19 protein-coding genes are annotated in these 22,027 nt (G+C 44.3%); 8 read left to right on the forward strand and 11 right to left on the reverse strand.

What is annotated here, in order from left to right; all coding sequences use genetic code 11:
• Both NM125_RS06210 and NM125_RS06215 read left to right on the forward strand, forming a co-directional pair.
• Positions 1-978 carry a hypothetical protein gene (locus NM125_RS06210; RefSeq protein WP_255133866.1) on the forward strand — a complete coding sequence of 326 codons (978 nt, stop codon included), beginning with the start codon at positions 1-3 and terminating at the stop codon, positions 976-978.
• A 67-nt stretch (positions 979-1,045) separates the two neighbouring features.
• Positions 1,046-2,614 (forward strand): capsule assembly Wzi family protein, encoded by a 1,569-nt coding sequence (locus NM125_RS06215; RefSeq protein ID WP_255133868.1) that lies wholly within the window; start codon positions 1,046-1,048, stop codon positions 2,612-2,614.
• A gap of 43 nt (positions 2,615-2,657) precedes the next feature.
• Here NM125_RS06215 and metK read toward each other — a convergent pair whose 3' ends face one another.
• From metK to ruvB, 4 genes are all read right to left on the reverse strand, one after another.
• On the reverse strand, positions 2,658-3,782 hold the full coding sequence (gene metK, locus NM125_RS06220) for a methionine adenosyltransferase (protein ID WP_255133869.1): 1,125 nt from the start codon (positions 3,780-3,782) through the stop codon (positions 2,658-2,660).
• 143 nt (positions 3,783-3,925) lie between these two features.
• Positions 3,926-4,219 carry a hypothetical protein gene (locus NM125_RS06225; protein ID WP_255133871.1) on the reverse strand — a complete coding sequence of 98 codons (294 nt, stop codon included), beginning with the start codon at positions 4,217-4,219 and terminating at the stop codon, positions 3,926-3,928.
• A complete protein-coding gene (locus NM125_RS06230) occupies positions 4,216-4,431 on the reverse strand; it encodes an addiction module protein (protein WP_255133873.1) in 216 nt (71 codons plus the stop codon). Before NM125_RS06230 ends, NM125_RS06225 begins: the two co-directional genes overlap by 4 nt.
• Before the next feature lie 24 nt (positions 4,432-4,455).
• The gene (gene ruvB / locus NM125_RS06235) at positions 4,456-5,469 is read right to left on the reverse strand and encodes a Holliday junction branch migration DNA helicase RuvB (RefSeq protein WP_255133875.1); all 1,014 of its coding nucleotides are present in this window, start codon (positions 5,467-5,469) and stop codon (positions 4,456-4,458) included.
• Between the two features lie 92 nt (positions 5,470-5,561).
• Here ruvB and ppk1 point away from each other — a divergent pair, with 92 nt between their 5' ends.
• Positions 5,562-7,808 carry a polyphosphate kinase 1 gene (gene ppk1, locus NM125_RS06240; RefSeq protein WP_255133877.1) on the forward strand — a complete coding sequence of 749 codons (2,247 nt, stop codon included), beginning with the start codon at positions 5,562-5,564 and terminating at the stop codon, positions 7,806-7,808.
• A 10-nt stretch (positions 7,809-7,818) separates the two neighbouring features.
• Here ppk1 and NM125_RS06245 read toward each other — a convergent pair whose 3' ends face one another.
• Positions 7,819-8,625, reverse strand: a complete 807-nt coding sequence (locus NM125_RS06245; RefSeq protein WP_255133879.1) for a tetratricopeptide repeat protein — start codon at positions 8,623-8,625, stop codon at positions 7,819-7,821.
• 89 nt (positions 8,626-8,714) lie between these two features.
• Positions 8,715-9,260, reverse strand: coding sequence for an RNA polymerase sigma factor (locus tag NM125_RS06250; protein WP_255133881.1), 546 nt, complete (start codon positions 9,258-9,260; stop codon positions 8,715-8,717).
• 97 nt (positions 9,261-9,357) lie between these two features.
• On the opposite strand from NM125_RS06250, the gene NM125_RS06255 reads away from it, so the two are divergent.
• Positions 9,358-10,101: a segregation and condensation protein A gene (locus NM125_RS06255; RefSeq protein WP_255133883.1), complete on the forward strand. Its 744-nt coding sequence runs from the start codon at positions 9,358-9,360 to the stop codon at positions 10,099-10,101.
• Between the two features lie 14 nt (positions 10,102-10,115).
• Complete coding sequence (locus tag NM125_RS06260) at positions 10,116-11,747, forward strand: M28 family peptidase (protein ID WP_255133885.1); 1,632 nt, start codon at positions 10,116-10,118, stop codon at positions 11,745-11,747.
• 154 nt (positions 11,748-11,901) lie between these two features.
• Here the strand turns inward: NM125_RS06260 and NM125_RS06265 are convergent, their stop codons facing one another.
• Positions 11,902-14,826, reverse strand: a complete 2,925-nt coding sequence (locus NM125_RS06265) for a CHAT domain-containing protein (RefSeq protein ID WP_255133887.1) — start codon at positions 14,824-14,826, stop codon at positions 11,902-11,904.
• A 75-nt stretch (positions 14,827-14,901) separates the two neighbouring features.
• Here NM125_RS06265 and NM125_RS06270 point away from each other — a divergent pair, with 75 nt between their 5' ends.
• A complete protein-coding gene (locus NM125_RS06270) occupies positions 14,902-15,027 on the forward strand; it encodes a hypothetical protein (RefSeq protein ID WP_255133889.1) in 126 nt (41 codons plus the stop codon).
• Between the two features lie 49 nt (positions 15,028-15,076).
• Here NM125_RS06270 and ftsY read toward each other — a convergent pair whose 3' ends face one another.
• Both ftsY and NM125_RS06280 read right to left on the reverse strand, forming a co-directional pair.
• Entirely contained in the window at positions 15,077-16,030 is a 954-nt protein-coding gene (gene ftsY, locus NM125_RS06275; protein WP_255133891.1) for a signal recognition particle-docking protein FtsY, read from the reverse strand.
• A gap of 11 nt (positions 16,031-16,041) precedes the next feature.
• Positions 16,042-16,635: a CDP-alcohol phosphatidyltransferase family protein gene (locus tag NM125_RS06280; RefSeq protein ID WP_255133893.1), complete on the reverse strand. Its 594-nt coding sequence runs from the start codon at positions 16,633-16,635 to the stop codon at positions 16,042-16,044.
• Positions 16,636-16,698: 63 nt separating this feature from the next.
• Here NM125_RS06280 and NM125_RS06285 point away from each other — a divergent pair, with 63 nt between their 5' ends.
• On the forward strand, positions 16,699-17,268 hold the full coding sequence (locus tag NM125_RS06285; RefSeq protein WP_255133895.1) for an NUDIX domain-containing protein: 570 nt from the start codon (positions 16,699-16,701) through the stop codon (positions 17,266-17,268).
• Positions 17,269-17,286: 18 nt separating this feature from the next.
• Here NM125_RS06285 and NM125_RS06290 read toward each other — a convergent pair whose 3' ends face one another.
• On the reverse strand, positions 17,287-17,574 hold the full coding sequence (locus tag NM125_RS06290; RefSeq protein ID WP_255133898.1) for a hypothetical protein: 288 nt from the start codon (positions 17,572-17,574) through the stop codon (positions 17,287-17,289).
• On the reverse strand, positions 17,567-17,980 hold the full coding sequence (locus tag NM125_RS06295; RefSeq protein ID WP_255133900.1) for a helix-turn-helix domain-containing protein: 414 nt from the start codon (positions 17,978-17,980) through the stop codon (positions 17,567-17,569). The genes NM125_RS06290 and NM125_RS06295 overlap by 8 nt, the downstream gene beginning before the upstream one ends.
• 277 nt (positions 17,981-18,257) lie before the next feature.
• Between NM125_RS06295 and NM125_RS06300 the strand changes: the two genes are divergently transcribed.
• The gene (locus NM125_RS06300) at positions 18,258-21,998 is read left to right on the forward strand and encodes a BamA/TamA family outer membrane protein (protein WP_255133902.1); all 3,741 of its coding nucleotides are present in this window, start codon (positions 18,258-18,260) and stop codon (positions 21,996-21,998) included.
• Positions 21,999-22,027: the final 29 nt, after the last annotated feature.

The raw sequence follows: 22,027 nt of genomic DNA on the forward strand, positions 1-22,027 counted from the left end.
ATGGATGGCATGATATACATACCGATTTTAGTGGTTTTTGCCTTGATGGGATTATCAGTATGGATCTACAACTATCTGTCAGGAAAAAACCTGATAAAAGACTTTGTGCATTTCATCAGATTGAGCTCAAAGTCACTACAGGTATGGGACCGCTATCACTCCGATCTTTCCAAAAGTAATGACATCGTAATTTCCTTTACTACCATTCCGGAAAGAATTGATAAGCTGGATCTTACTCTGAAAAGTTTGTTGTATCAAAACACGAAACCGGCAAGCATTAATATTTATCTCCCATATCGGAGTTTCAGAAATAATAAGCCTTATAACGTTCCTACTCATTTAAATGAGTTGAGTAACATTCACATTCACCGGGTTGAAGTGGATTACGGGCCGGCCACAAAATTTATTCACGCATTGGCTCAGTTTCCGGAAAAACAGCATATTTTAGTAGTGGATGATGACAACATCTATCCGCCCAATTATGTAGAACAATTTGAACAGGCTTCCTGCAGTCATCCTGACAAGATATTAGCAGCCAGTGGCTGGAGGGTACCCGATGATCTCATCGACAAACCTACCACCCTGAAGTCAAATATCTTTAAAATTCCACCCACTCCAATACCCGGAACTCGAGTAAATAAGCCATATCCCATAGATGTTATACAAGGGTATTCTGGTTATCTTTTAAAACCCGATTTTTTCAACATAAAAGAACTCCAGGATTATTCCTCAGCTCCCAAAGCGTTAAGGTTTGTGGATGATGTTTGGATAAGTGCACACGCTTCGGTCCCTAAAATTGTATTCCCAATGCATAGATTTTGTTATTCACCTTTTTTTAGGCGCCAGGATTTCAGTTCCAGCAGCCTTGCTAAAATCAATAACTGGAACAAACCTAAAAACGAAGACCGTAATAACACCATTGGCATTAAATACTTTGAAGAGAGATGGTTAAACTTCCAAGACAACAAATCAGGGTAACTACTCTTTAATATTGATATAAACGGGCTATCATTCTAACCTGACTTAAACATTTTTTGAAACTCATATGTCAAACAACTATTCAACCAAAAATCGAGTGCTAAAAACTACTACATACCTATTCACGATATTTTTGTCCCTTACATTAAGTTCCGGTGTTTTAGCGCAGACTATTATTCTTGACCAACAAGACCTGCTCGATAATTACGAAAACTCCTGCTACGATGACCACATAAGCTTTTTCCCTTCTATCGCTTGTACTGACGATATTAAAGGCTATTTCAATGTTTTGCCATTTTACACAAACACCGTTTATAATTCTGAATATGCCAGAGGCTTGAATGATGGTCCTGCCTGGCAAGGTAAAGGAGTGAATTTTACTACAGCTTTTGGTTTTTCCGGAAGGTGGGGTAATCTCACTTACGTTTTTAACCCTATCATTCAATACAACCAGAACCTCCCATTTAATACCGGTGTGCAATACACTAGTCGTAATAATCCATACCAGTATCCTTTTGATGACATTGATTATGTAATTAGATACGGAGAAAGTTCAGATGTAAAACTCTATCCTGGTCAAAGCGAAGTTGCACTGTCTCTCAATAAAATAAAGTTTTCACTGTCCACCCAAAATATGCGCTGGGGTCCTGCTATTTATAACCCCATTCTTATGAGCACTAACGCAGGTGGCTTTCCTCACTTCAGGATTGGAACCAATGAAGTTTTGGAAACCTCTATAGGTGACATTGATGGCCAAATTATTTGGGGGTTAATTGATGAGTCTGAATACTATAATGACAACCCTGGAGATGACCAACGATATTTAACGGGGATTACTTTAGGATACAGCCCTCATTTCTTTAAAGAATTTTCTGTAACCGTTCACCGTGTATTATATACTCAAACCCGATACCTCACTGGTTTCTTTGATAATGGGTTAGCCGTTTTTTCGGGCATAATTGCCCCTGACAAGGGTAAAACAATTAAAGGTCGGTATTTCCCAAATGATGTCTACGATCAAATGATGACCCTTTCTATGAAATATAAAAATATAGATGACCGATTCGGTTTATATTGGGAATGGGGTTGGGGTGATTTTGCTGCCGGAATTTCAAATTTTCTCGAGCATCCTGATGATGCCGGTGGATATACCATTGGGTTGTGGAAAGAATTTACCCTGTCTAATGCTAATAGATTCCGTCTACTATTTGAACATAATGATCTTGCAACCTGGGATATACGATATACTGCCGGATATGGCCCCCCTTCTTTTTACATCCATCGTATAAATAGGCAAGGGTACACTAATAACGGTCAAATTATTGGGGCGTCGATAGGGCCCGGTGGGAATTCAGATGAAATCCGACTCACCTATTTTTGGGATGAATCTTCTTTATCTCTGGAATACCAGCGCACCCGATTTAACGATGACTACTTTTTTACTCAAGTCGCCGGGAATCAAAAAAGGCCATTTGACCTGGAACATCACGTAGGCTTTCAATACACCAGCAAACAATTCAACAAGCTTACATTTAATGCTGCCTTTTTTACCGGGATTAGAAATAACTACCTGTATCAAGACCCTATTTTAAAAGTAAATATACACTCGAAGGTCGCATTTAGATATCATTTCTAAATAGTGAATGACCTGAAAGCAACGTATAAAATAAGATTTTTAATCACCCCAGCCTATCCACAAAATCCAGCTTCTCCCAGGGGAATTCTTCTCTTCCAAAGTGTCCATAGGCAGCGGTTTTACGGTAAATAGGGCTTTTTAGGTTGAAGCGTTTGATGATGCCTTGTGGAGTGCAGTCAAAGGTTTTGGCTACCTTGTCGGCCAGTTCAACATCGCTCATTTTACCGGTTCCGTAAGTGTGTACATTTATGGATACCGGCTCAACCACACCAATTGCATAGGCAAGCTGAACCAAGCATTCTTCAGCCAGACCTGCAGCCACAATGTTTTTAGCAATATGCCGGGAAGCATAGGCTGCACTACGATCCACCTTCGATGGGTCTTTCCCGGAAAAAGCACCGCCGCCGTGAGCTCCTCGTCCGCCATAGGTATCCACGATGATTTTTCGGCCGGTAAGCCCGGTATCACCGTGCGGGCCTCCGATTACAAACTTCCCGGTTGGGTTTACATGATAAATCGTTTCGTCATCCACCAACTCGCCAGGTATTACATTCCCAATCAGGTGTTTTTTTATGTCGGACTGAATCTGAGCTTGCTCAACCCCCGCATCATGCTGGGTTGAAAGAACAATCGTATGAATGCGGGCCGGTTTTCCGTTTTCGTCATACTCAATGGTAACCTGACTTTTACTGTCCGGTCCCAGGTAATTCATGTTATCCGTTTGTTTACGGATTTTGGCCAGTTCCTTCAGCAAGCTGTGTGAGTACTGAAGAGGCATCGGCATAAACTCCGGGGTTTCTTTGGTCGCATAGCCAAACATCATGCCCTGATCACCGGCTCCGTCTCTATCTACCCCCTGGGCGATATCAGGACTTTGATTATGGATGGTGGAAAGCACACCACAACTTTCTGAATCAAATCGGTAGGAAGCTTTGGTGTACCCAATTTCACGTATTACCTCCCTTACAATTTCCTGCACGTCAATGTATGATTCGGTTGTCACCTCACCGGAAACCACAGCCAAGCCGGTGGTCACGAGGGTTTCAACAGCAACACGGGATTCAGGGTCATCAGCGAGGAGAGCATCTAAAATGGCGTCTGAAATTTGATCGGCTACTTTATCCGGATGTCCTTCGGATACAGACTCAGAGGTAAAAAGATTTTTCATGCGTAAACTAAATTCTTTGAAATAATAAGGTGCTTTCGGTTAGGAAAATGTGATGTTTGGGAATCTCCCCGCTTCACAAAGGCTGCAAAGTTAAAAAGATTTGACGAGAAAAAAGCTATGTATATCGACTTTCATTCCTTTTTCTACTCAAGCCTCTCGGATATTATGTCAGGGTCTCTTCTACAATCAAGTATGGCGTGAACATAAACTACATCCTCCTTCATTATATAGTAAATCGCAAATGGGAACCGGTTAGCAAACATGCAATGGTAACTTCCAAACTTTTTGGAATGTACCCCGGCATATAACATTAGTGAATCTATGTCAGAATAAAGGGCATCAAGAAAGTAGTCTCCCAGGCCCTGTTCCTGACTTTCATAGAAGTAAAACCCATTTACTAAGTCTGATTTGGCTGAATCCAGAATCAGAATCTTCATGATATCTGTCTTCTAATGTCCTCTTTGGCTTTCTTCCAATCTGTAAATGAATCTTTTCCCTCTTTAAGCGCCTGCTCTCTATTATCCAACACATTCTTATGCCAAACAGGAGGAGTATAATCAGCTTCTTTACTAATATCCTTCCATAGATCTTCCATTAGCTGAAGCTTTTCTTTCTGTGTAAGGTGTTCTATAACGATTTGATTATCCATGATGCAAGAATTTAACAGAATGCACTAATTAAACAAATCACGGTCAGTCTTAGACGGGTCAACATTCAAATACTGATACGCTTTCTTCGTGCCAATCCGGCCTTTCGGCGTTCGCTGCAAAAAACCTTCTTTAATAAGGAAAGGTTCATATACCTCTTCAATCGTGCCTTTATCTTCTCCCACAGCAACACCCAGTGTACTTAAGCCCACCGGACCTCCATCGTAATTTTCGATGATTGCTTTCAGAATCCGGATGTCCATTTCATCCAGTCCGTTGTTATCTACATCCAACGCATTGAGGGCCTTATCCGCAATCTTGTCGTCTATGGTATCCAAACTTTCCACCTGCGCAAAATCACGGGTGCGGCGAAGTAGCTTATTGACGATACGTGGAGTTCCGCGGCTTCTTCGGGCAATTTCATGAGCGCCGGCTTCGGTTATTCCCATCCCCATGATGTCTGCCGTTCGGAGGGCAATTCGCTGAAGCAATTCTACATCGTAATAATCCAGCCGCATATCGATACCGAAACGTGCGCGAAGTGGGGCCGTCAACAGTCCTTTACGGGTTGTTGCCCCAACCAGTGTAAAATGGTTTAGCTCAATCTGAATACTGCGTGCGTTAGGCCCGGAGTCAATCACAATATCCAGCTTATAGTCTTCCATAGCTGAATACAAATATTCTTCGATCACCGGGTTTAGCCGGTGAATTTCATCAATAAAAAGCACATCCCCTTCATCCAGGTTTGTGAGCATACCTGCCAGATCTCCCGGCTTTTCGAGTACAGGTCCTGTAGTGGGGCGAATTTTGACGCCCATTTCATTCGCAATAATATAGGAAAGGGTAGTTTTTCCCAGCCCCGGAGGACCAGAAAGAATAACGTGATCCAGTGCGTCGCCCCGCTGCTTGGCTGCCTTTATAAAAACCGAAAGATTAGAAATGGCCTTTTTCTGGCCAATAAACTCCTGAAGCGATCCCGGACGAACCGTCTGTTCAAATGCTTCTTCTTTTTCTTCAGGATTTAATAGTGGATTATTCACGTTATAGAGATAGTCTAATTGTTAACGCTAAGTTTACAGAATTATACTTAGTTTTATAGCGAATTGCGCATGCTAATTAATGAATGCCCTTTATGAAAAAGACGTCCTTATCGCCCGATGAAGTTAACTTCGACCCATCGGTTACAGAAAAATCGAAGATTGCCAAGAAAAGGGCCAATCCCAAAAAGAACGAAATCCTTAAACAGAAAGGTATGCATAAGGATTTGCGATCCAGCAACCTGAAGATTTTCGGGAGCGATTACTTTTTCAATTACGAGTTGAGCTGGCTAAAATTCAACGAGCGTGTGCTGGCCGAAGCCCAAAATGAGAAGAATAAAATCCTGGAGCGGGTAAAGTTTCTTTCCATCGTCTGCTCTAACCTCGATGAGTTTTTCCAAAAGCGGGTAGGTGGACTCAAACGACAGTTGCTGGCCGGAGTCAAAGAATTATCAGTTGATGGCATGACCCCTTCCGATCAGCTTAAATCGGTTCGGCATGAAGTACAGAATATGATTGAAGCTTATCGAAGCTGTTTTTTTGAAGATCTCGTTCCCAAACTTTCCCAGAAAGGAATTCAGATAAAATCTTATTCCGACCTCACCGATTATCAGAAAAGCGTAAGCGACCGGTATTTTCAAAAACAGGTTTACCCAATCGTTACCCCGCTGGCGGTTGATGAATCCCACCCTTTTCCATTTATCTCTAACAAGAGCCTCTCTTTTGCCATCGAGCTGGTAAACCCCAGAACCAAAGAAAAATCGTTTGCCCGACTTAAGATTCCTGCCAATCGGAATCGTTTTGTTCAGGTGCACCGAAAAGGAAACAAGGTAATTCTTGTGCCTATCGAGGATATTATCCGCGAGAAAATGGATCATTTTTTTCCGGGAATGAAGGTGCTTTCTGCCCATATGTTTCGGGTAACCCGGAATGCCTCTGTTGACCGCAATGAGGAAGAAGCCGAAGATCTGCTTGAGACCATTGAGGATGAGCTGAGAGAACGAAAGTTTGCCGAAATTGTGCGGCTCGAAATTGATGCCGAGATGCCCAAACATCTGAAAAAATATCTCATCAAAAACCTGAACATCAACTGGCAGGATGTGTATGAGATGAAAGGCACGATTGGGCTGGCTGATTCTATGGAGATAGCTAAGCTAAGCGGGTTTAACCGGCTCAAAGAGCGGGTATGGACTCCGGTTTTACATCCCTCGCTCAAACATAACCCCGAAGAAGAGATTCCCAGTATTTTTGAGGTCATCAAGAAAGGTGATTTCATGGTGCACCATCCCTACCACAGTTTTGAGCTTTCAACGCAGCGGTTTGTGGAAGAGGCAGCACGAGACCCAAAAGTACTTGCCATAAAACAGACTTTGTACAGAACCTCGAAAGACTCCCCATTAATGCACTCCCTGATGAATGCCGCGGAGGAGGGAAAACAGGTTGCTGTGTTGGTTGAAATTAAAGCCCGGTTTGATGAAGAACGAAACATTAATTGGGCGCAGAAGCTGGAGAACTTTGGCGTGCATGTGGCCTATGGTATTCCCGGATTAAAAATCCATACCAAGCTTACCATGGTAGTTCGTGAAGAAAGCGACGGCCTCAGAACCTATTGCCACATCGGAACCGGAAACTACCACCCGGATACAGCACAGCTCTATGAAGACCTGGCTCTTTTCACCTGTGATGAAAAACTCTGTTCCGATGTTACCGATATCTTCAACCTGCTTACAGGCTACGCTCCCGAACAAACTTTTGAAAAGTTATTGGTTGCTCCCAACCATATGCGTAAGCAGATGAATGAACTGATTGAAAAAGAGGTGAAAGAAGCCCGGAAAGGGAACCCTGCCCGTATCATCGCCAAAATGAACAGCCTGGAAGACCCGATGATTATCCAAAAGCTGTATGAAGCCTCTCAGATTGGGGTTAAAATAGACCTGATTGTCCGGGGAGTCTGCCGACTTGTTCCGGGTAAAGAAGGAATGAGCGAGAACATAACCGTTCACTCCATTATTGGGCGGTACCTGGAGCATTCCCGCGTCTACTACTTCCATCATGGTGGGGAGCATAAGTACTTTATCGGTTCAGCTGACTGGATGCACCGCAACCTGGATGCACGCGTTGAGGCCATTACCCCTATCGAGAAAACCGAGTTAAAGAAATACCTGCAGTTTGTTATCAATATTTATTTTAATGATAACAAGCAGCGATGGCTATTGATGGAAGACGGAAGCTACCAGCGGGCTCAAAAAGAAAAAGGCGATTCCAAACTAAGTGCTCATGACTTCCTGATGAATCATATGAAGGAAGGCGCCGAACCTATCCCTCAGGTACACAGTGAATAATTAGTGGAAATTATTCTAACTGCTGGGCATCAAAGCCTTCGTAGTCTGAACTTCCAAGGTCATCGCTAAGCTTCTTCAACAAACGGAAAGCCGGCTTACGAAACATGCCATCCAGTTGATAGGCTTCGAATACTGCTTTTTGAGCTTCCTCGAGTTCTCCTACATTTACGAGGGCATTGCCCATATACCAATACGCTTTTTCGAGAATCATGCGGCTGTCTTCAACCCGTTCTGCCGCTTCCCGGAATGCCGAAATTGCCTCTTCGTAATTAGATTCGTTGTAAAGGATAATCCCCTTATTGAGAAATGCTTTCGATCCATAGGGCTCTTCATCAAATCGGTTTATGACTTCATCAAACAGCTCAAGTGCGCGGTCTTCGTTTCCGGAGACGATGGCCTCAAAGCCGAGGTTCAGGAGAGAATCTGCGGTGGTAATGCGCATGTCTTTAGCCCGAACACCATCTGACGTTTCCACCTGATCGGGTCCGATTTGATTAATTACAAACTGATCGATCTGAGTTGGAGTTTCTATCCTGAATATTTGCACCAAAGCAATGATCACAAAAACGGCCGCTGCCGCTACATGCCAAGTGTAGGAAGGAAGTTTCGTGATGGTAGCCGACCCTGAATCCGGTTTTGAGTTCAATGCTTCACGTTCAATCAGTTCTTTTACGTTTACCTCAACTTCAAGAACATCCAACAGTTCCGGGTTTTTCGCGAACTCATTCCACAGAGCCTGAATCTCTTCCTCCGAAAGTTGCCCTTTTATGTAGGCATCTATCTGCTGTCTAATTTCTGTTTCTCTCGAATTTTCCATACTAAAGCTTTTCTATTACTTCAGAATGTATTCTATAAATACATTCTGATCTCACATAGTTAGAGCGATGAAAAAGCAATTCCTTACAGTTAAAGTTTAATTTTTTTTTCGAAGCATTCTTTGAGCACATTTATCACCCGGTGTTTCTTGGTCCAGGCGTTGTTCACAGAGATATTAAAATGATCGGCAACCACCGAAGTTTCGTAGTCAGGATTCTGAAACCAATATTCAATGTATTTTTTATAATCAGCCTTCAACGACTCCATACAGCGTTTCAGGATGTTCATTTTCTCATTATCGAGCAATCGGTTAAGCTGATCGGCCTTGTCTGAATGGTGCTCGGGAAGGTCCTCATAATTGACCTCACGGTCTTTGGAAAGCTGCTTAAAATACTCGTGTTTGGCCGTGGTAAACAGGTAGTTTATTACCGCATCCGGGTTCGAAATCTTGTCTTCACGAATTTTTTCTATGGCAATCAGGAGCGTATTTTGTGCGCAGTCTTGGGCATCATGAACTGTGGCATCCAGGCGTACCATCAAAAACTTAATAAGCACCGGAGTGATTACATTCACCTGCTCGGTGATTGCAGCCTCATTTTTTTCCAGTACGGCATCCACAAATTTCGAATAATCCATGCCCTTATTTTTGCCTAAATTAAGTGAATGCTAAAATAACATTCACCAACCAAAAGAAAATAAAGAAATTTAGTTTCTAACAGTGTAGTTTTAAGGTATGTATCGCGTACAGCTCAACAACTTTGAAGGCCCGCTCGACCTGCTCCTTTTCTTTATCAAAAAGGACGAACTCGATATTTACAATATCCCTATCTCCTACATCACCAAGCAGTTCCTGGATTACATACATATGCTGGAAGAACTGGACCTGGATGTAGCCAGTGAATTTATTTTGATGGCCAGTATGCTGATGTCCATCAAAGCCAAAATGATGCTCCCTCGGGAAGACTCTGACGATGAAGAAATGGATGAGTCTGATCCCCGATATGAACTGGTGCAACGACTGCTGGAATACAAACGATACAAGGAAATGTCGGAAAAAATGGCCGACATGGACGAAGAAGTCCGTAAACAGTTTATGCGCGGATACCCGGAAGCCGACGATGTGGAACAACAGGCCACCGGAGAAGCCTTGCAGGACGTAACTATGTTTGACCTGATCGCCGCCTTCAAGAAAGTGCTGCAGGATATTGAGCGAAAGAACATTGTTCACCACGTTGAGAAGGTGAGCACTACTGTTGAAGAACAAGCCGAATTTGTGCTGAACCGCTTGCAAGATCACGGCCGGCAAACCTTTATGGAGGTTTGTTCAACCCTGAAGAACAAAATCTATGTGGTTGTGACCTTCCTGGCAGTTCTGGAAATGATTAAGGAGCAACAAATCAATCTTTTTCTCGAAGAAGACCCTACGAAATTTTATATCGACCTAAAGCCGGTGGATGAAATCATCGGCGCTAACTAAACCTGATTACCTTAATGACTAATAAAGCACTACTCTTTTTACTCGCACTATCCCTTTCTGCATGCAGTATTTTCAAGAAAGGACCTGAAACCCCTCCCCCAACCATTTATTCGTTTTCTGAAGAAATCACCAAAGATCGCTTATACAGCGACCTGGCCGTATTGGCCCACGACTCTCTTCAGGGAAGGGAAACCGGAACCATATATGAAGAAAAAGCTGCACGATATCTGTCCAAACGATATGCGGAAATAGGACTGAAAGCTGTAGGTGACGATAACTCCTATTTTCAACACTACGAACTTACCCAACCAGCCGTTGAACAGGTTACCTACCGACTTGCTGATGGTGACGAAGTAGTTGATAATTCCACCCATAACGCCCAACAAATCGGAAATTTTGTTACCCTTTTTGGCGGTAGTGATACCGTAAGCGGGCCTGTTGTTTTCGCCGGTGCCGGCATGTATAACGAAGCGGAAGGCATCAATCACTTTCCGGAAGATGTGTCCGGCAAATGGTTGCTTGTGATGTATGAGCGTTCTAACACCAACATGCAATATCTGCAAAGAGCACTTACCTCTGGTGGCGCCGTGGGTACCATCCTGATTGTAGGAACCGATACTACCGACTTTCTTCAGGAAGCAAAAACACGCCAGGATTATTTTGGCCGTGGACAAGGACTGAACCTCAAGTATTTGCAGGAAGATGATGGCAGTACAGCTCCGGCATTCAACCGTGTTCACCCTGAACTGGGAGCCCGGATGCTTGGACTTGAAAACCTGGAGGCGTTAGCCGAAACACAAAGTAAAATCCTCGAAGAGCCTGCCTCTTTCCAGGCCAAGCCTTTAGAAGGACAAACTTTGTATCACAATCCCGTTGTGAACGAGAATACAGTTCATACCAAAAACGTGGTTGCTTTACTGGAAGGAAGCGACCCGGAGCTGAAGAATGAAGTGGTAGTACTAAGCGCACACTACGATCACGTTGGTGTTGGTCAGCCCGATTCAACCGGAGATAACATTTACAACGGCGCCGATGACGACGGAAGTGGAACCGTAGCTACGCTGCATACCGCACAAGCCATGGCTGAAGCAAAAGCCGCCGGTGTTGGGCCAAAAAGGAGTGTTTTATTCCTAAGTGTATCCGGTGAGGAAAAAGGACTTTTAGGTTCCCGCTATTATTCCGACCACCCCATTTTCTCCATCGAGAATACGGTAGCTAACATTAACATTGATATGATTGGTCGGGTTGATCCTGAGCACCAAAATAGCGACAGCAGCTATGTGTACATCATTGGTGGAAAAATTATTTCCTCACAGATGGACAGCCTTACTCAAATGGCGAATGTGATGGGACCAAATCTGGTACTTAGCGACCGATACAATGATCTTGAAGATCCAAACCAGTTTTACCGCAGAAGTGATCACTGGAACTTTGGGCGACTTGGTGTACCTTTTGTGTTTTTCTTCAACGGAACGCACGAAGATTATCACCGCCCGCAGGATCACATCGAAAAGATTACTTTCGAGCCTTACCTGAAGCGAACAAAGCTTGTGTACAACCTCACAGCTCTTTTAGCAAACTCCCCCGATCGTCCTCTTGTTGATAATCAGGAGTTTATTGAAAAGACACAGGTTGATCCTCGGTAGAACAAAGAACATCCAACACCAAACCTCGACCTTTTCTGCTCCAACGCAGAGCGATTGGAGCAAGGTAAGAGAACTTCAAACTTGAGCCTTCTTTGTTCGAAGTTAGATATTGAGTTTAAAAAAACGCTCCGGCAGCTCTGCGTCGGAGCGTTTTTTATTTACCGATCAAAATAAACGGAGCCCAATACACCGGGTGGTTGTAATAAGGGTGATCGATCATCGCCAGTTTGGCGTCACGAATTGCTTTGGTTTTGTAATCTATCATAGGATGTTCATACATGCCAAACCAATCCAGCGTTTGATTCCACATGCCGTAATCCTCTTGCTGGTGAGCTAACATGCTGCTGTAAAAGTTCGACATAAACACCGAGGTACTTCGGTCAAAAACGGACCACAAGCTTACCATTACCGAAGAAGCTCCGGCGGAAAGAAATGAGCGCTGTAAGCCCAGCAGTCCCTCGCCCGTCACCAGTTTACCCATTCCTGTATTACAGGCGCTTAGCGTTACCAGGTCGGCATTCAGTTTCAGGCTGGAAATTTCGCGGCTATTCAGGTGGCCGTCTTCCCCAAATAAAGACTCCACTTCTGCTTTTTTGGAAAGTATGAGTCCGCTTCGGAATGGATTGGTTTCATCCACATTGGCGTGAGTAGCAAAATGCAGGATTCGGTAATTCCCCAAATCATGAGACTTAAGTGTGGCTTCGGTAACATCATCATTCTTCAGAATTTTGACCTTACTGAAATTCACCGATATGGAATCCACCTCCAGCAAAGTTGAAGGCAACGAAGCAAATGAGGCCTGCGAACGCGCCGGGTAAGCTGCGTTTTCTTCACTTTCAAAACCGGAGCCTGCCAGAGCCAATAAGTCATATTCCGTTTCCCGATGAGGAGGTTGTATAAAAGAATAAATGGATGCAGAGGGCAGGTATTTAACCTGAAAATCCTGGATCAGGAACCGCGAGTCCCTGCTTAGAGCTTCAAAGGGCAGGAAGCTCAACGGTCCGTCCGGAATAATGACAAGGTTTGCTGTTTTCGGGCCTTCGACTTCTTCAAAAGCCGGAATCAAATAATCATACAAGTTCGCGCCCTGGTCATAAATCGTGCTTTTCTCTTCTGATTCGATTATGGATTGACGGAAACTGCGAACGTTCTCTGTAAAAAATGACCGGGCATTCGTTGAGCTCACTGAGTCTCTATAGGAAGCAGAAATATCATCATGTTGTACCACCAACCTGATCATGCCGGTCTGGGTAAATGCATACTCTATAACGGCTGTTTCCTCGTTCAGCAATTCCTGCACTTTGCTGAGGGTTACCGGTTCCGGATAATCAAAATTCTTTAACTCTCTGCTGTTTGTATGAAGTTCGTTCAGGAAGGATTGGTACTCGAATTCCAGGTCTTTAAGTTCTTCCCTGATTTCCGCAGCCCCCTCTTTTGAATCTGCTTGTTCAAGCTGGGTGTATAACCGATCTATTTGTTTCGCTTTTTGCTGTTTTTTGATCAGGGTAGCTTCGTCAAGCGTTTCGTACACTTTTTTACGGGCCTCGGCTAACTCATCCATCAACACACGAGCTTTTGCAGCCTCAACCAGGTCAAAGGCTTTCTCCGGATCATTCTTTTGAATGATATACCAGGAAGCCACCTCATTATAAAACCCGGCATAATCCCGGAAAAAACCAGATCTGAAAGTTAGTCCTGCCACATTGGTTCGGACAGAATCGATTAGAAAAAAAGCTTCATCCGCTAATATAAAAGCACTATCCGACTCCATTTTACTGTAAGCACCGGCAAGCTCTATAGTCGGTTCTATTTGAGAAGAGATACTTTGATTGGCGAACATGGCATGAGCTCTTCTGAATTGACCAACGCTTTTTCGGAATTCACCTTCTGCCTCGTAAATCTCGCCAAGCACCATATGGGCCTGCGATAGCTGCGAAGCAAAATTTTCGCTCGAAATGCTTTTTGCTTCCGTTACATATTCTTTCGCTTCATCAAATTCATCTTGCTTTAATTTCAATTCGGCAATTTTGAGATAAAGCCCTGCCAGCTCTTGCGGCGAGTCGGCTTTTTTTATCCAGTTTAACGCTTCCCGGTAAAAGCTTTCGGCATTATTGAGGTCATTATTCAAAACAGCCACCTCTGCAAGCTCTTTCAGGTTGTTGGCGATAGAAACCGGCCGTTCCGTCTGATAGTTAGTTTCCAGGGCTTCATTGAAATAGGCAAGGGCGTTTTCGTAATCTCCCGAGCGCTTATAAAGCTGGCCGATGTTGATAAGCGTCTGCGTAATGTCGTACGGGTTTTCCAGCATCCGGGAGAGCTCCAGCGACTTCCCATAGTAGATAATAGCGCTATCCTTTTGCCCCATATCATTAAAACTGACGGCCATATTATGGTAGGCAATATCCATTAGGTTGGGGTTCCCTGTTTCTTCTCTTAAATCTAAGCTCTGCCGAATGTACTTATTGGCCTGCTTGTGCAGCCCTAAATTTCGGAGCGTGATAAACATGCCATTCAGCACAAACGACAAACGATAGTTTTCGCCAATCGATTCATATATTTCTTTGGCTTTCTTCTGATGGGAAAAGGCTCGTTCATAATCTCCGGAGTATAAATAGGGGTAGGAAATATTATTATTTAGTTGAGCCATAAATGCTGAAGCTCCCTCAACTGCGGCAAGTTCCAACCCTTTCTCATAAAACCGTATTGACTTCTCATATTGCTCTAACTCGCGGTATACCCTTCCCAGGTTTTTTTGTATTTCCGCTTTTAATATAGCCCCCGCGTTTTTAGGCTGATGTTCATTTACGAATATAAAAAGCTCTTCTCCTTTCCGAACTTCACCCAGACTAAGTAAAGCATCACCCTGCCGTAAAATTGATCGTACCCAATCTACCGAGTCCCCAACAGAAAGGTAATACTCTGATGCCTCTTTAAAAATCTCTGCCGCCTGCTCATACTTGGCCTGCCGGTACAAATCATGGGCCTGATTGTACAACGAATCTGAAGCGACATTTTGGGCCTGTAACCCGAGAAAAAAACCGGCTCCAACAATAAGTATAACTGACGCAAATACTTTCATATACTCTTATCTGATTATTGCATGTAAAAGTATAATATTGTTTTTTGCTCAGAACAACGAATTAATCAGGTACAAATGAAAGATACATTGGCTTATAAAAATTACTTTTCGATAAAAGCATATAATCAATCAGACGACCCCGTTAAAGAAGACGGCACCGGAGGTGACGATGACGACGGCGGTAAAACAGGCGGAGGCTAAAAACTCTTTTTAGATAAAGATATAGCCACGTGATAAACGTGGCTTTTTTTTATTCCCCAAACAACGCATTCACAAAGTTGGCCCGGTCAAATACCTGAAGGTCTTCTATTTTCTCACCCAGCCCGATATATTTTACGGGAACGCTAAGCTCATGCGATACTCCGATTACGATTCCTCCTTTAGCCGTTCCATCTAATTTAGTGAGAGCCAGCCCGGTGATATCTACCGTTTCGGTGAACGCTTTTGCCTGCTGCATGGCATTCTGTCCGGTGGAAGCATCCAGTACTAAAATCACTTCATGTGGAGCTCCTTCCACCACCTTACCCATTACCCGCTTTATTTTGGCAAGTTCTTCCATCAGTGCTTTTTTGTTGTGAAGCCGACCGGCTGTGTCGATCAAAGCTACATCGCTGCCGCGAGCTTTAGCTGCTGCAACCGTATCGTAGGCAACGGAAGCCGGGTCTGCATTTTGGCCCTGTTGGATGATGGGAACATCCGCTCGTTCACTCCAGATTTTTAGCTGATTGACCGCTGCCGCACGGAAGGTATCTGCAGCTCCTAAAATCACTTTTTTGCCTGCTTTTTTATATAGGTGAGCCAGCTTTCCGATGGTGGTCGTTTTCCCGACTCCATTCACCCCAACCACTAAAATAACGTGTGGGTTGATGGGGAATTCGGCTTCAAATTCTGCGGGTTTATCAGGGGCATTGTCTTCCAGAAGGTGTACAATTTCTTCCCGGAGCATTGCTTGTAGCTCATCCTGCGTTACGTACTTATCTTTGGCAACCCGGGCTTCAATTTTCTTAATAATCTCGATGGTGGTGTTAACCCCCACATCCGAAGTAATCAGGATTTCTTCGAGGTCATCCAGGATGGCATCATCAACTTTATCTTTCCCTACAAAGGCCTTCCCGATTTTATTAAGCAGGCCATCGCGACTTTTCTCAACACCTTCGTCAAGCTTTTCTTTTTTCTTCAGTCCTAATTTTTCAAGAAATCCCATATAAATAATAGCTAATTGAATTCTGCTCCGCTCATAATCAGGCGGTAGCGATTAAAGTAATCGATCCAGGAGATAATCATTAATGTGAGTGAACATGCCATCAAAAACATATGGACGCCTCCGGCATCCGGAAAGAAAAACACCGCGATCCAGTACAAGGCTAACACGTTCACAGAAATTTTTCCGGACATGATAGCCATGGCCACCTTATCGTATTTCTTTTTGATATAGTACGAGCCCAGCATAATCATACTGTCCCGGATTACCGCAAATATCAAAAACCAAAGGGGAATCCATCCTATCCACACGGTGTACACGAAAAGAACGAGAGCACACAGCTTATCGGCAATCGGGTCAATCATCTTGCCCAGTTCTGAGATGGTGTCGGTCTTTCGGGCAATAAAACCATCCAGATAATCGGATATCACTCCATATACAATTAATACCATAATAGCGGTATTCACCTGTAAATCGTTCAGGTAATGTAAATAGACCACCGGAAAGGCCACTAAAATACGGCTGAACGAAATGGTATTGGACCAGGTAAATACCCGTCCTGTAACCTCCACTTTCTTTCCGTCTATATTTTTGGTTGTATTAGCCAAACCTTGTTTTTAATTGCGATATTGCCTGTCCAAATTTACAGTCCTTAAGTCTCTAAAACCACCATGAACGAGCACAAATTACTGGTAGAGAAAACCCTGACATCGAAAGAAGTTTTCAACGGAAAGCTGTTGCACGTTTTCTATGATGAAGTCCGGCTGCCTGATGGCTCAACTTCTACCCGGGAATGGATTAAACATCCCGGTGCCTGTGCTGTGGTTCCTGTTTTTGATAACGGAGACCTGATGATGATTCGGCAGTTTCGATATCCCATGAAACAGATTTTCTGGGAAGTCCCTGCCGGTAAAATTGATGCCGGAGAGCTGCAAGACACCACTGCTATGCGGGAACTTGAGGAGGAAGCCGGCGTTTCTACAACTGATTTCGCCTACGTCGGGCATTTTTACCCCGGCATCGGATATTCCGATGAAGTCATCCATATCTATGTGGCCTGGAACCTGAAGTCGGTTCCGCAGAAAGCAGATGAGGATGAGTTTGTTACCCGCCAGCGTATTCCTTTCAAAGAAGCAGTCAATATGGTTCACTCCGGAGAAATCAACGATGGGAAAACCGTGATCTGTTTACTCAGGGCATGGCAGTGGTGGCAGAATAATGAGCCTTTCGAGTTAGCTTAAAAACTAAAACAGGTAGCTTTACTGAATAATCCCTTCATCCTTAGCCAGCTCATACATACTTTCGTGCAGGTTTTCATTGTCCAGCTCACCGCGCATGCATAATTCAGTAACCTCCACCCCATTCAGCATCAGCACACACCCCATATCAGAGAGTACCTGATCAAATTTCCGGGGGTCGGTCTTGCTTAGTTTGTCCACATCTATTCCATCGGGACTGATCTTCTTGTTCACTAAAATATAGAATTGATCATCGGGTCCGTCTCCAAATGAAAATTCCTCTAATCCGGTGTCTTTCAGTTTAAGCATGGCGTTCTAAAAATTCTCTGGCTTTAATAATTTCTGTGATTTCATCTGATTTTTTATCCACGATCCGAACCTGGAATAAGCTTATGATCGCCTGTTCCTTCAGTGTGGATATTACTTCATCAATAGTTTCGCATTCTTCGGTTTCACTCACAAGGTCGTTAATGCCTTGCACAATATACCGGTACTGCTTATCACTTTTCTTTTTTGATGTTTGGGGTGATGGCTCCTGAGGCTCATTAAAATACTCGCGGATGGCTTCTTCCGTAACATACCAGCTAACCCCCAGCTTTCGCCCCCGGATTCGTCCTTCCCGAAGGTAGGTTCGCAAAGTCATCTTTGAAATTCCGAGCTGCTCATGCAGGTCATCGACCGAATACAGCGTTAAATCTCCTACTGTCTTGGGCATTATGCTTCTTAATTATCAAATTTTGATTACTGTTTATCACCTTTAAACTACAAATAATTTATTATTAGTTACTATTAGTTATATAAAAGAAATTAGATTTGGTCGAGGCAGCAGTTCCGTCGTATATTGGAAGCAGTTATTCAAAAAAACAAGCCCGGCAGCTAAAACCTGTGCGGGATTTTTTATGCCTGCCTCTCACTAATCCCTGCTTCTAATCCGGTTACATTCCTTTTCATTCCCGGTTTTTTGTTAGGATGCGGTTCCCTAATTTATCCCGATGATTAATAAGTGTTACGCCCTCTTACTTCTTCTCCTTCTTCTTTCTTCTTGTTCGGCCAGCCAAACATATATTAACCGGGAAGACGGTGATCCCTTTTCTCTTTCTCCCCCCAACAGTAATGACTTAGTCTATCGGGTATTCCTGATCGGTGACGCCGGCGCTCCCTCCTTGGATGTTCAGGAACCAAGCCTGAAGTTCCTTCAGCAACAACTTGAAGAATCCGGCGAGCGAAGTGCCGCTATTTTTCTTGGGGATAATATTTACATGAATGGACTCCCTGACTCTGCTCATCACCGTCGATCTTTTTATGAGCAGCGATTAATGGAGCAGCTCAAAACCGTTGACAACTTTAAAGGACGTGTGGTTTTTATACCGGGTAACCACGACTGGGATGATGGTGGACCTGATGGTGTAGAGGCCGTAAAGCGACAAGAACGTTTTGTGGAATCGTACCTGAATCGTGGCAATACTTTTTTGCCCGACAATGGCTTCCCAGGACCTGTATCCGTTAAACTGCTGGACGACAATGACGACCCCCGGCTTCGTGAAGACATTCGGCTTATTGTTTTAGATACGCAGTGGTGGCTTCACAAATACGACAAACCATATGGCGATACCGGAGAGTATGAACTTTTTGATGCCGGCGATATCCTTATCGAACTGGATGACATTCTGAAAAAGCAACGAAATGATTATTTGTTGATTGCTGCCCACCATCCTTTAAAAACCAATGGGAATCATGGCGGGTATCTTCCTCCATCCACCCACCTGAAACCACCCGTTTTTGGGAGTTTATATGCGTTGTACCGCAGAGTATTTGGCAACCCACAGGATGTTCACCATCATCAATATGCAAAAATGGTGGACGCACTGGAAAACTTATTTCACACCTACGAACTGGAGGATTTGATATATGCTTCCGGTCATGCACACAGCCTTCAATATCACCGCGAGGAAGGCACCCGCATCAATCATCATTACCTGATCAGCGGTTCCGGCACAAAAGAGAATTATGTAGCCTCCGGGCGGGGAGCTGAGTTTATCCACTCCGGAAACGGATTTTTGACTATTCAATATTATGGAGATGGATCTGTCTGGCTGGAAGCGTGGACTCCCCAAGGAGATGGGTCTACCGGAAAATTACTGTATCGAAACCAACTTAAGCCCCCTTTTGAGGAGGCCTTTCCTGATCAGGATTCCATAGAGGATGTGGCTGACATTGATTACACCGACAGCACAAAAGTGGCTGCTGCCAACCATGATTATGATGGCAAGAACAGCCTGTTCGAGTTTTTTATTGGGGCACATAACCGAAAATACTGGTCGGTTGAGCATGAGTTTCCGGTGTTTGACATCACCGAAGTTGAAGGTGGGTTGACGCCCGTACGAACCGGGGGGAAAGGACAATCTACCACCATTCACCTGGAACGCGAAGACGGCCGGGATTTTGTGCTCCGCTCCGTTGACAAAGAGGCCGGCCGGATCTGGGATGAGGAGCTCAAGAAAACCATTGCCCGGGATTTAGCCCAGGATCAGTTTTCCATTATCAATCCCTATTCCGCATTGCTGATCCCAACACTGGCAGATGCCATCGGCACCTATCATACCAACCCCGCGATCTATTATGTACCGGATGACCCCAAGCTTGGCGTCTATGCTGATGAAATAAGCGGGCAACTTGCTCTGTTTGAAGAACGCCCCAACGGCGACATGAGTGATGTTGCCAGCGTTGGGTTTACTGAAGAGGTGCTCAGCAGCACGGAACTGCTACGAGAACTCGACAATGATATAGATCATCGTGTGGACCAACAAGCTTTTGCCAAAAACCGGCTCTTTGATATGCTGTTGGCCGACTGGGATCGGCATGAAGACCAATGGCGATGGGCTTCTTTTGAACCGGAAGACGAGAAAGGCAAGATCTACAAACCCATTCCACGCGACCGGGATATTGCACTGATGAACATGACCGGGGTTATCCCTTCTCTGGCTAAAGTTCTGGGGCCTTTTTCCCAGTATCAAAATTTTTCTGACGACTATGGATATCTCAAAGGGCTAAACAACAACTCGCTGGCTATGACGCGCCGGTTCACAAATCAGCTTACCAAAAAGGAATGGCTGGACATTGCGGAAGACATCAAAAACTCCCTTACGGATGACGTTATAGAGGAAGCTGTCCGAAACTACCCGGCTCCGGTTTTTGAGAAGTTTGGAGATGAAACCATCCGAACGTTTAAAATCCGCAGAGACAAAATAATTGATGTTGCTGTCGACTACTATGAACTGATTTCCGGTGTGGTTTCTATACAAGGAAGCAACAAGCGGGAGCTATTTGAGGTGCAGGTGCTTAGCGCTGATGAAGTACAGGTAAAAGTGTTTAAGCTATCGGGTAAAGGAGAGGTTCGGGAGCAATATTATGAGCGTGTTTTCTCACGAAACGAAACCCATGAACTGCGCCTGTATGGAATGGGCGATGACGATATTTTCCGATTGAATGGAGAGGGAAAGAATAATACCAAAATCAGGATTATCGGCGGTTCGGGAAATGATGTGTACTCGGATTCAACCTCCCGTAAAGGCTTGTTCCGCCAGGTTGAAATTTATGATACAAGGAATGGCAACTCCGTATCGAAAGGCTCTAACACAGATGTAAACCTCTACGACAAAGCCGAAAACATTCATTACAATTACAGCAAGGATTTCCGCTGGAATACCATCCGTGCCAGCCTCTTTTTTGAATACAATAACGATGACGGTTTGTTCCTGGGCGGCGGGCCGAACATCATTCAAAATGGCTTCAGAAAACAACCGGCGTCTGTTCATTATCCACGGGCCAATTACGCCCCGCTTACCGGAGCTGCAAACGTACGCTATAACGGAACCTGGTATGATGTGATCCAAAAGTGGGATGCCAAACTGGAAGGTGAGTTTTTGTTTCCCAAGAGTTATAAGAATTTTTTCGGCTTTGGAAATGAAACGACATTGCAAGACCGCTCTTTGAATTATTACCGAGCCCGCCTGTATCAATATACCATTGAACCGGGAATGACCATCCAAAAAAACATCCTGGAGCTTTATGCCGGCATTAACTTGCGCGGTACCAATGTGGAGAAAGACCCGAACAACATTGTCACCGACCCAACACAGGGAATCCCCCGTGGTGATTTTGACGAACAGTGGTTTACCGGCCTGGTAACTTCCCTTCACTTTTCTGATTTAGATAATGGCCTTAATCCAAAACAAGGATATCGACTTATTCTGGATGGGGAGCTAAATGTGGGAGTTCTGAATACGGACGAAACCTTCAGCCGGCTTCAGTCTGAACTGGAGCTGTACTTCTCACCCCGGCTTGACCCGCAAATTACCCTCGCCAACAGAGTCGGCTCGGCCCATAACATTGGAGACTTTCCATTTTACGAGGCCAATACCCTTGGAGGCACCACCAACTTAAGAGGATACAACGGGCGTCGTTTTTCGGGGAGAACCAGCTTTTTCAATAACACCGAGCTACGCGTGGAGCTCTTCGATTTCTACAACTACCTGTTAGGCGGAAAGGTGGGAATCAGTGGCTTTTTTGATGTGGGCCGCGTTTGGTTTGAGGGAGAGAATTCCGAGCTTTGGCATACCGGCTACGGCGGTGGCGTTTGGTTTAATGTGTTTGAATCTTTTTTAATCAATTCGAGTATTGGTGTGTCGGAAGAAGGAACCTTGTTTTCAGTGAAAGCAGGATTTTTATTCTGATGTTCATATTCTTTAAGGCTTTATTATTG

Origin of the sequence: Gracilimonas sediminicola (genome assembly GCF_024320785.1) — a bacterium.
GTDB classification, from domain to species: Bacteria; Bacteroidota; Rhodothermia; order Balneolales; family Balneolaceae; genus Gracilimonas; species Gracilimonas sediminicola.

What these genes read in the sequence shown, in the direction of transcription:
- NM125_RS06225 (WP_255133871.1), bottom strand. Translation starts at nt 4,219, where the DNA reads ATGAAGATTCTGATTCTGGATTCAGCCAAATCAGACTTAGTAAATGGG.
- ftsY (WP_255133891.1), bottom strand. Translation starts at nt 16,030, where the DNA reads ATGGGATTTCTTGAAAAATTAGGACTGAAGAAAAAAGAAAAGCTTGAC.
- NM125_RS06295 (WP_255133900.1), bottom strand. Translation starts at nt 17,980, where the DNA reads ATGCCCAAGACAGTAGGAGATTTAACGCTGTATTCGGTCGATGACCTG.
- NM125_RS06265 (WP_255133887.1), bottom strand. Translation starts at nt 14,826, where the DNA reads ATGAAAGTATTTGCGTCAGTTATACTTATTGTTGGAGCCGGTTTTTTT.
- metK (WP_255133869.1), bottom strand. Translation starts at nt 3,782, where the DNA reads ATGAAAAATCTTTTTACCTCTGAGTCTGTATCCGAAGGACATCCGGAT.
- NM125_RS06230 (WP_255133873.1), bottom strand. Translation starts at nt 4,431, where the DNA reads ATGGATAATCAAATCGTTATAGAACACCTTACACAGAAAGAAAAGCTT.
- NM125_RS06245 (WP_255133879.1), bottom strand. Translation starts at nt 8,625, where the DNA reads ATGGAAAATTCGAGAGAAACAGAAATTAGACAGCAGATAGATGCCTAC.
- NM125_RS06260 (WP_255133885.1), top strand. Translation starts at nt 10,116, where the DNA reads ATGACTAATAAAGCACTACTCTTTTTACTCGCACTATCCCTTTCTGCA.
- NM125_RS06215 (WP_255133868.1), top strand. Translation starts at nt 1,046, where the DNA reads ATGTCAAACAACTATTCAACCAAAAATCGAGTGCTAAAAACTACTACA.
- NM125_RS06300 (WP_255133902.1), top strand. Translation starts at nt 18,258, where the DNA reads ATGATTAATAAGTGTTACGCCCTCTTACTTCTTCTCCTTCTTCTTTCT.
- NM125_RS06250 (WP_255133881.1), bottom strand. Translation starts at nt 9,260, where the DNA reads ATGGATTATTCGAAATTTGTGGATGCCGTACTGGAAAAAAATGAGGCT.
- ppk1 (WP_255133877.1), top strand. Translation starts at nt 5,562, where the DNA reads ATGAAAAAGACGTCCTTATCGCCCGATGAAGTTAACTTCGACCCATCG.
- NM125_RS06285 (WP_255133895.1), top strand. Translation starts at nt 16,699, where the DNA reads ATGAACGAGCACAAATTACTGGTAGAGAAAACCCTGACATCGAAAGAA.
- NM125_RS06270 (WP_255133889.1), top strand. Translation starts at nt 14,902, where the DNA reads ATGAAAGATACATTGGCTTATAAAAATTACTTTTCGATAAAAGCATAT.
- NM125_RS06255 (WP_255133883.1), top strand. Translation starts at nt 9,358, where the DNA reads ATGTATCGCGTACAGCTCAACAACTTTGAAGGCCCGCTCGACCTGCTC.
- NM125_RS06290 (WP_255133898.1), bottom strand. Translation starts at nt 17,574, where the DNA reads ATGCTTAAACTGAAAGACACCGGATTAGAGGAATTTTCATTTGGAGAC.
- NM125_RS06210 (WP_255133866.1), top strand. Translation starts at nt 1, where the DNA reads ATGGATGGCATGATATACATACCGATTTTAGTGGTTTTTGCCTTGATG.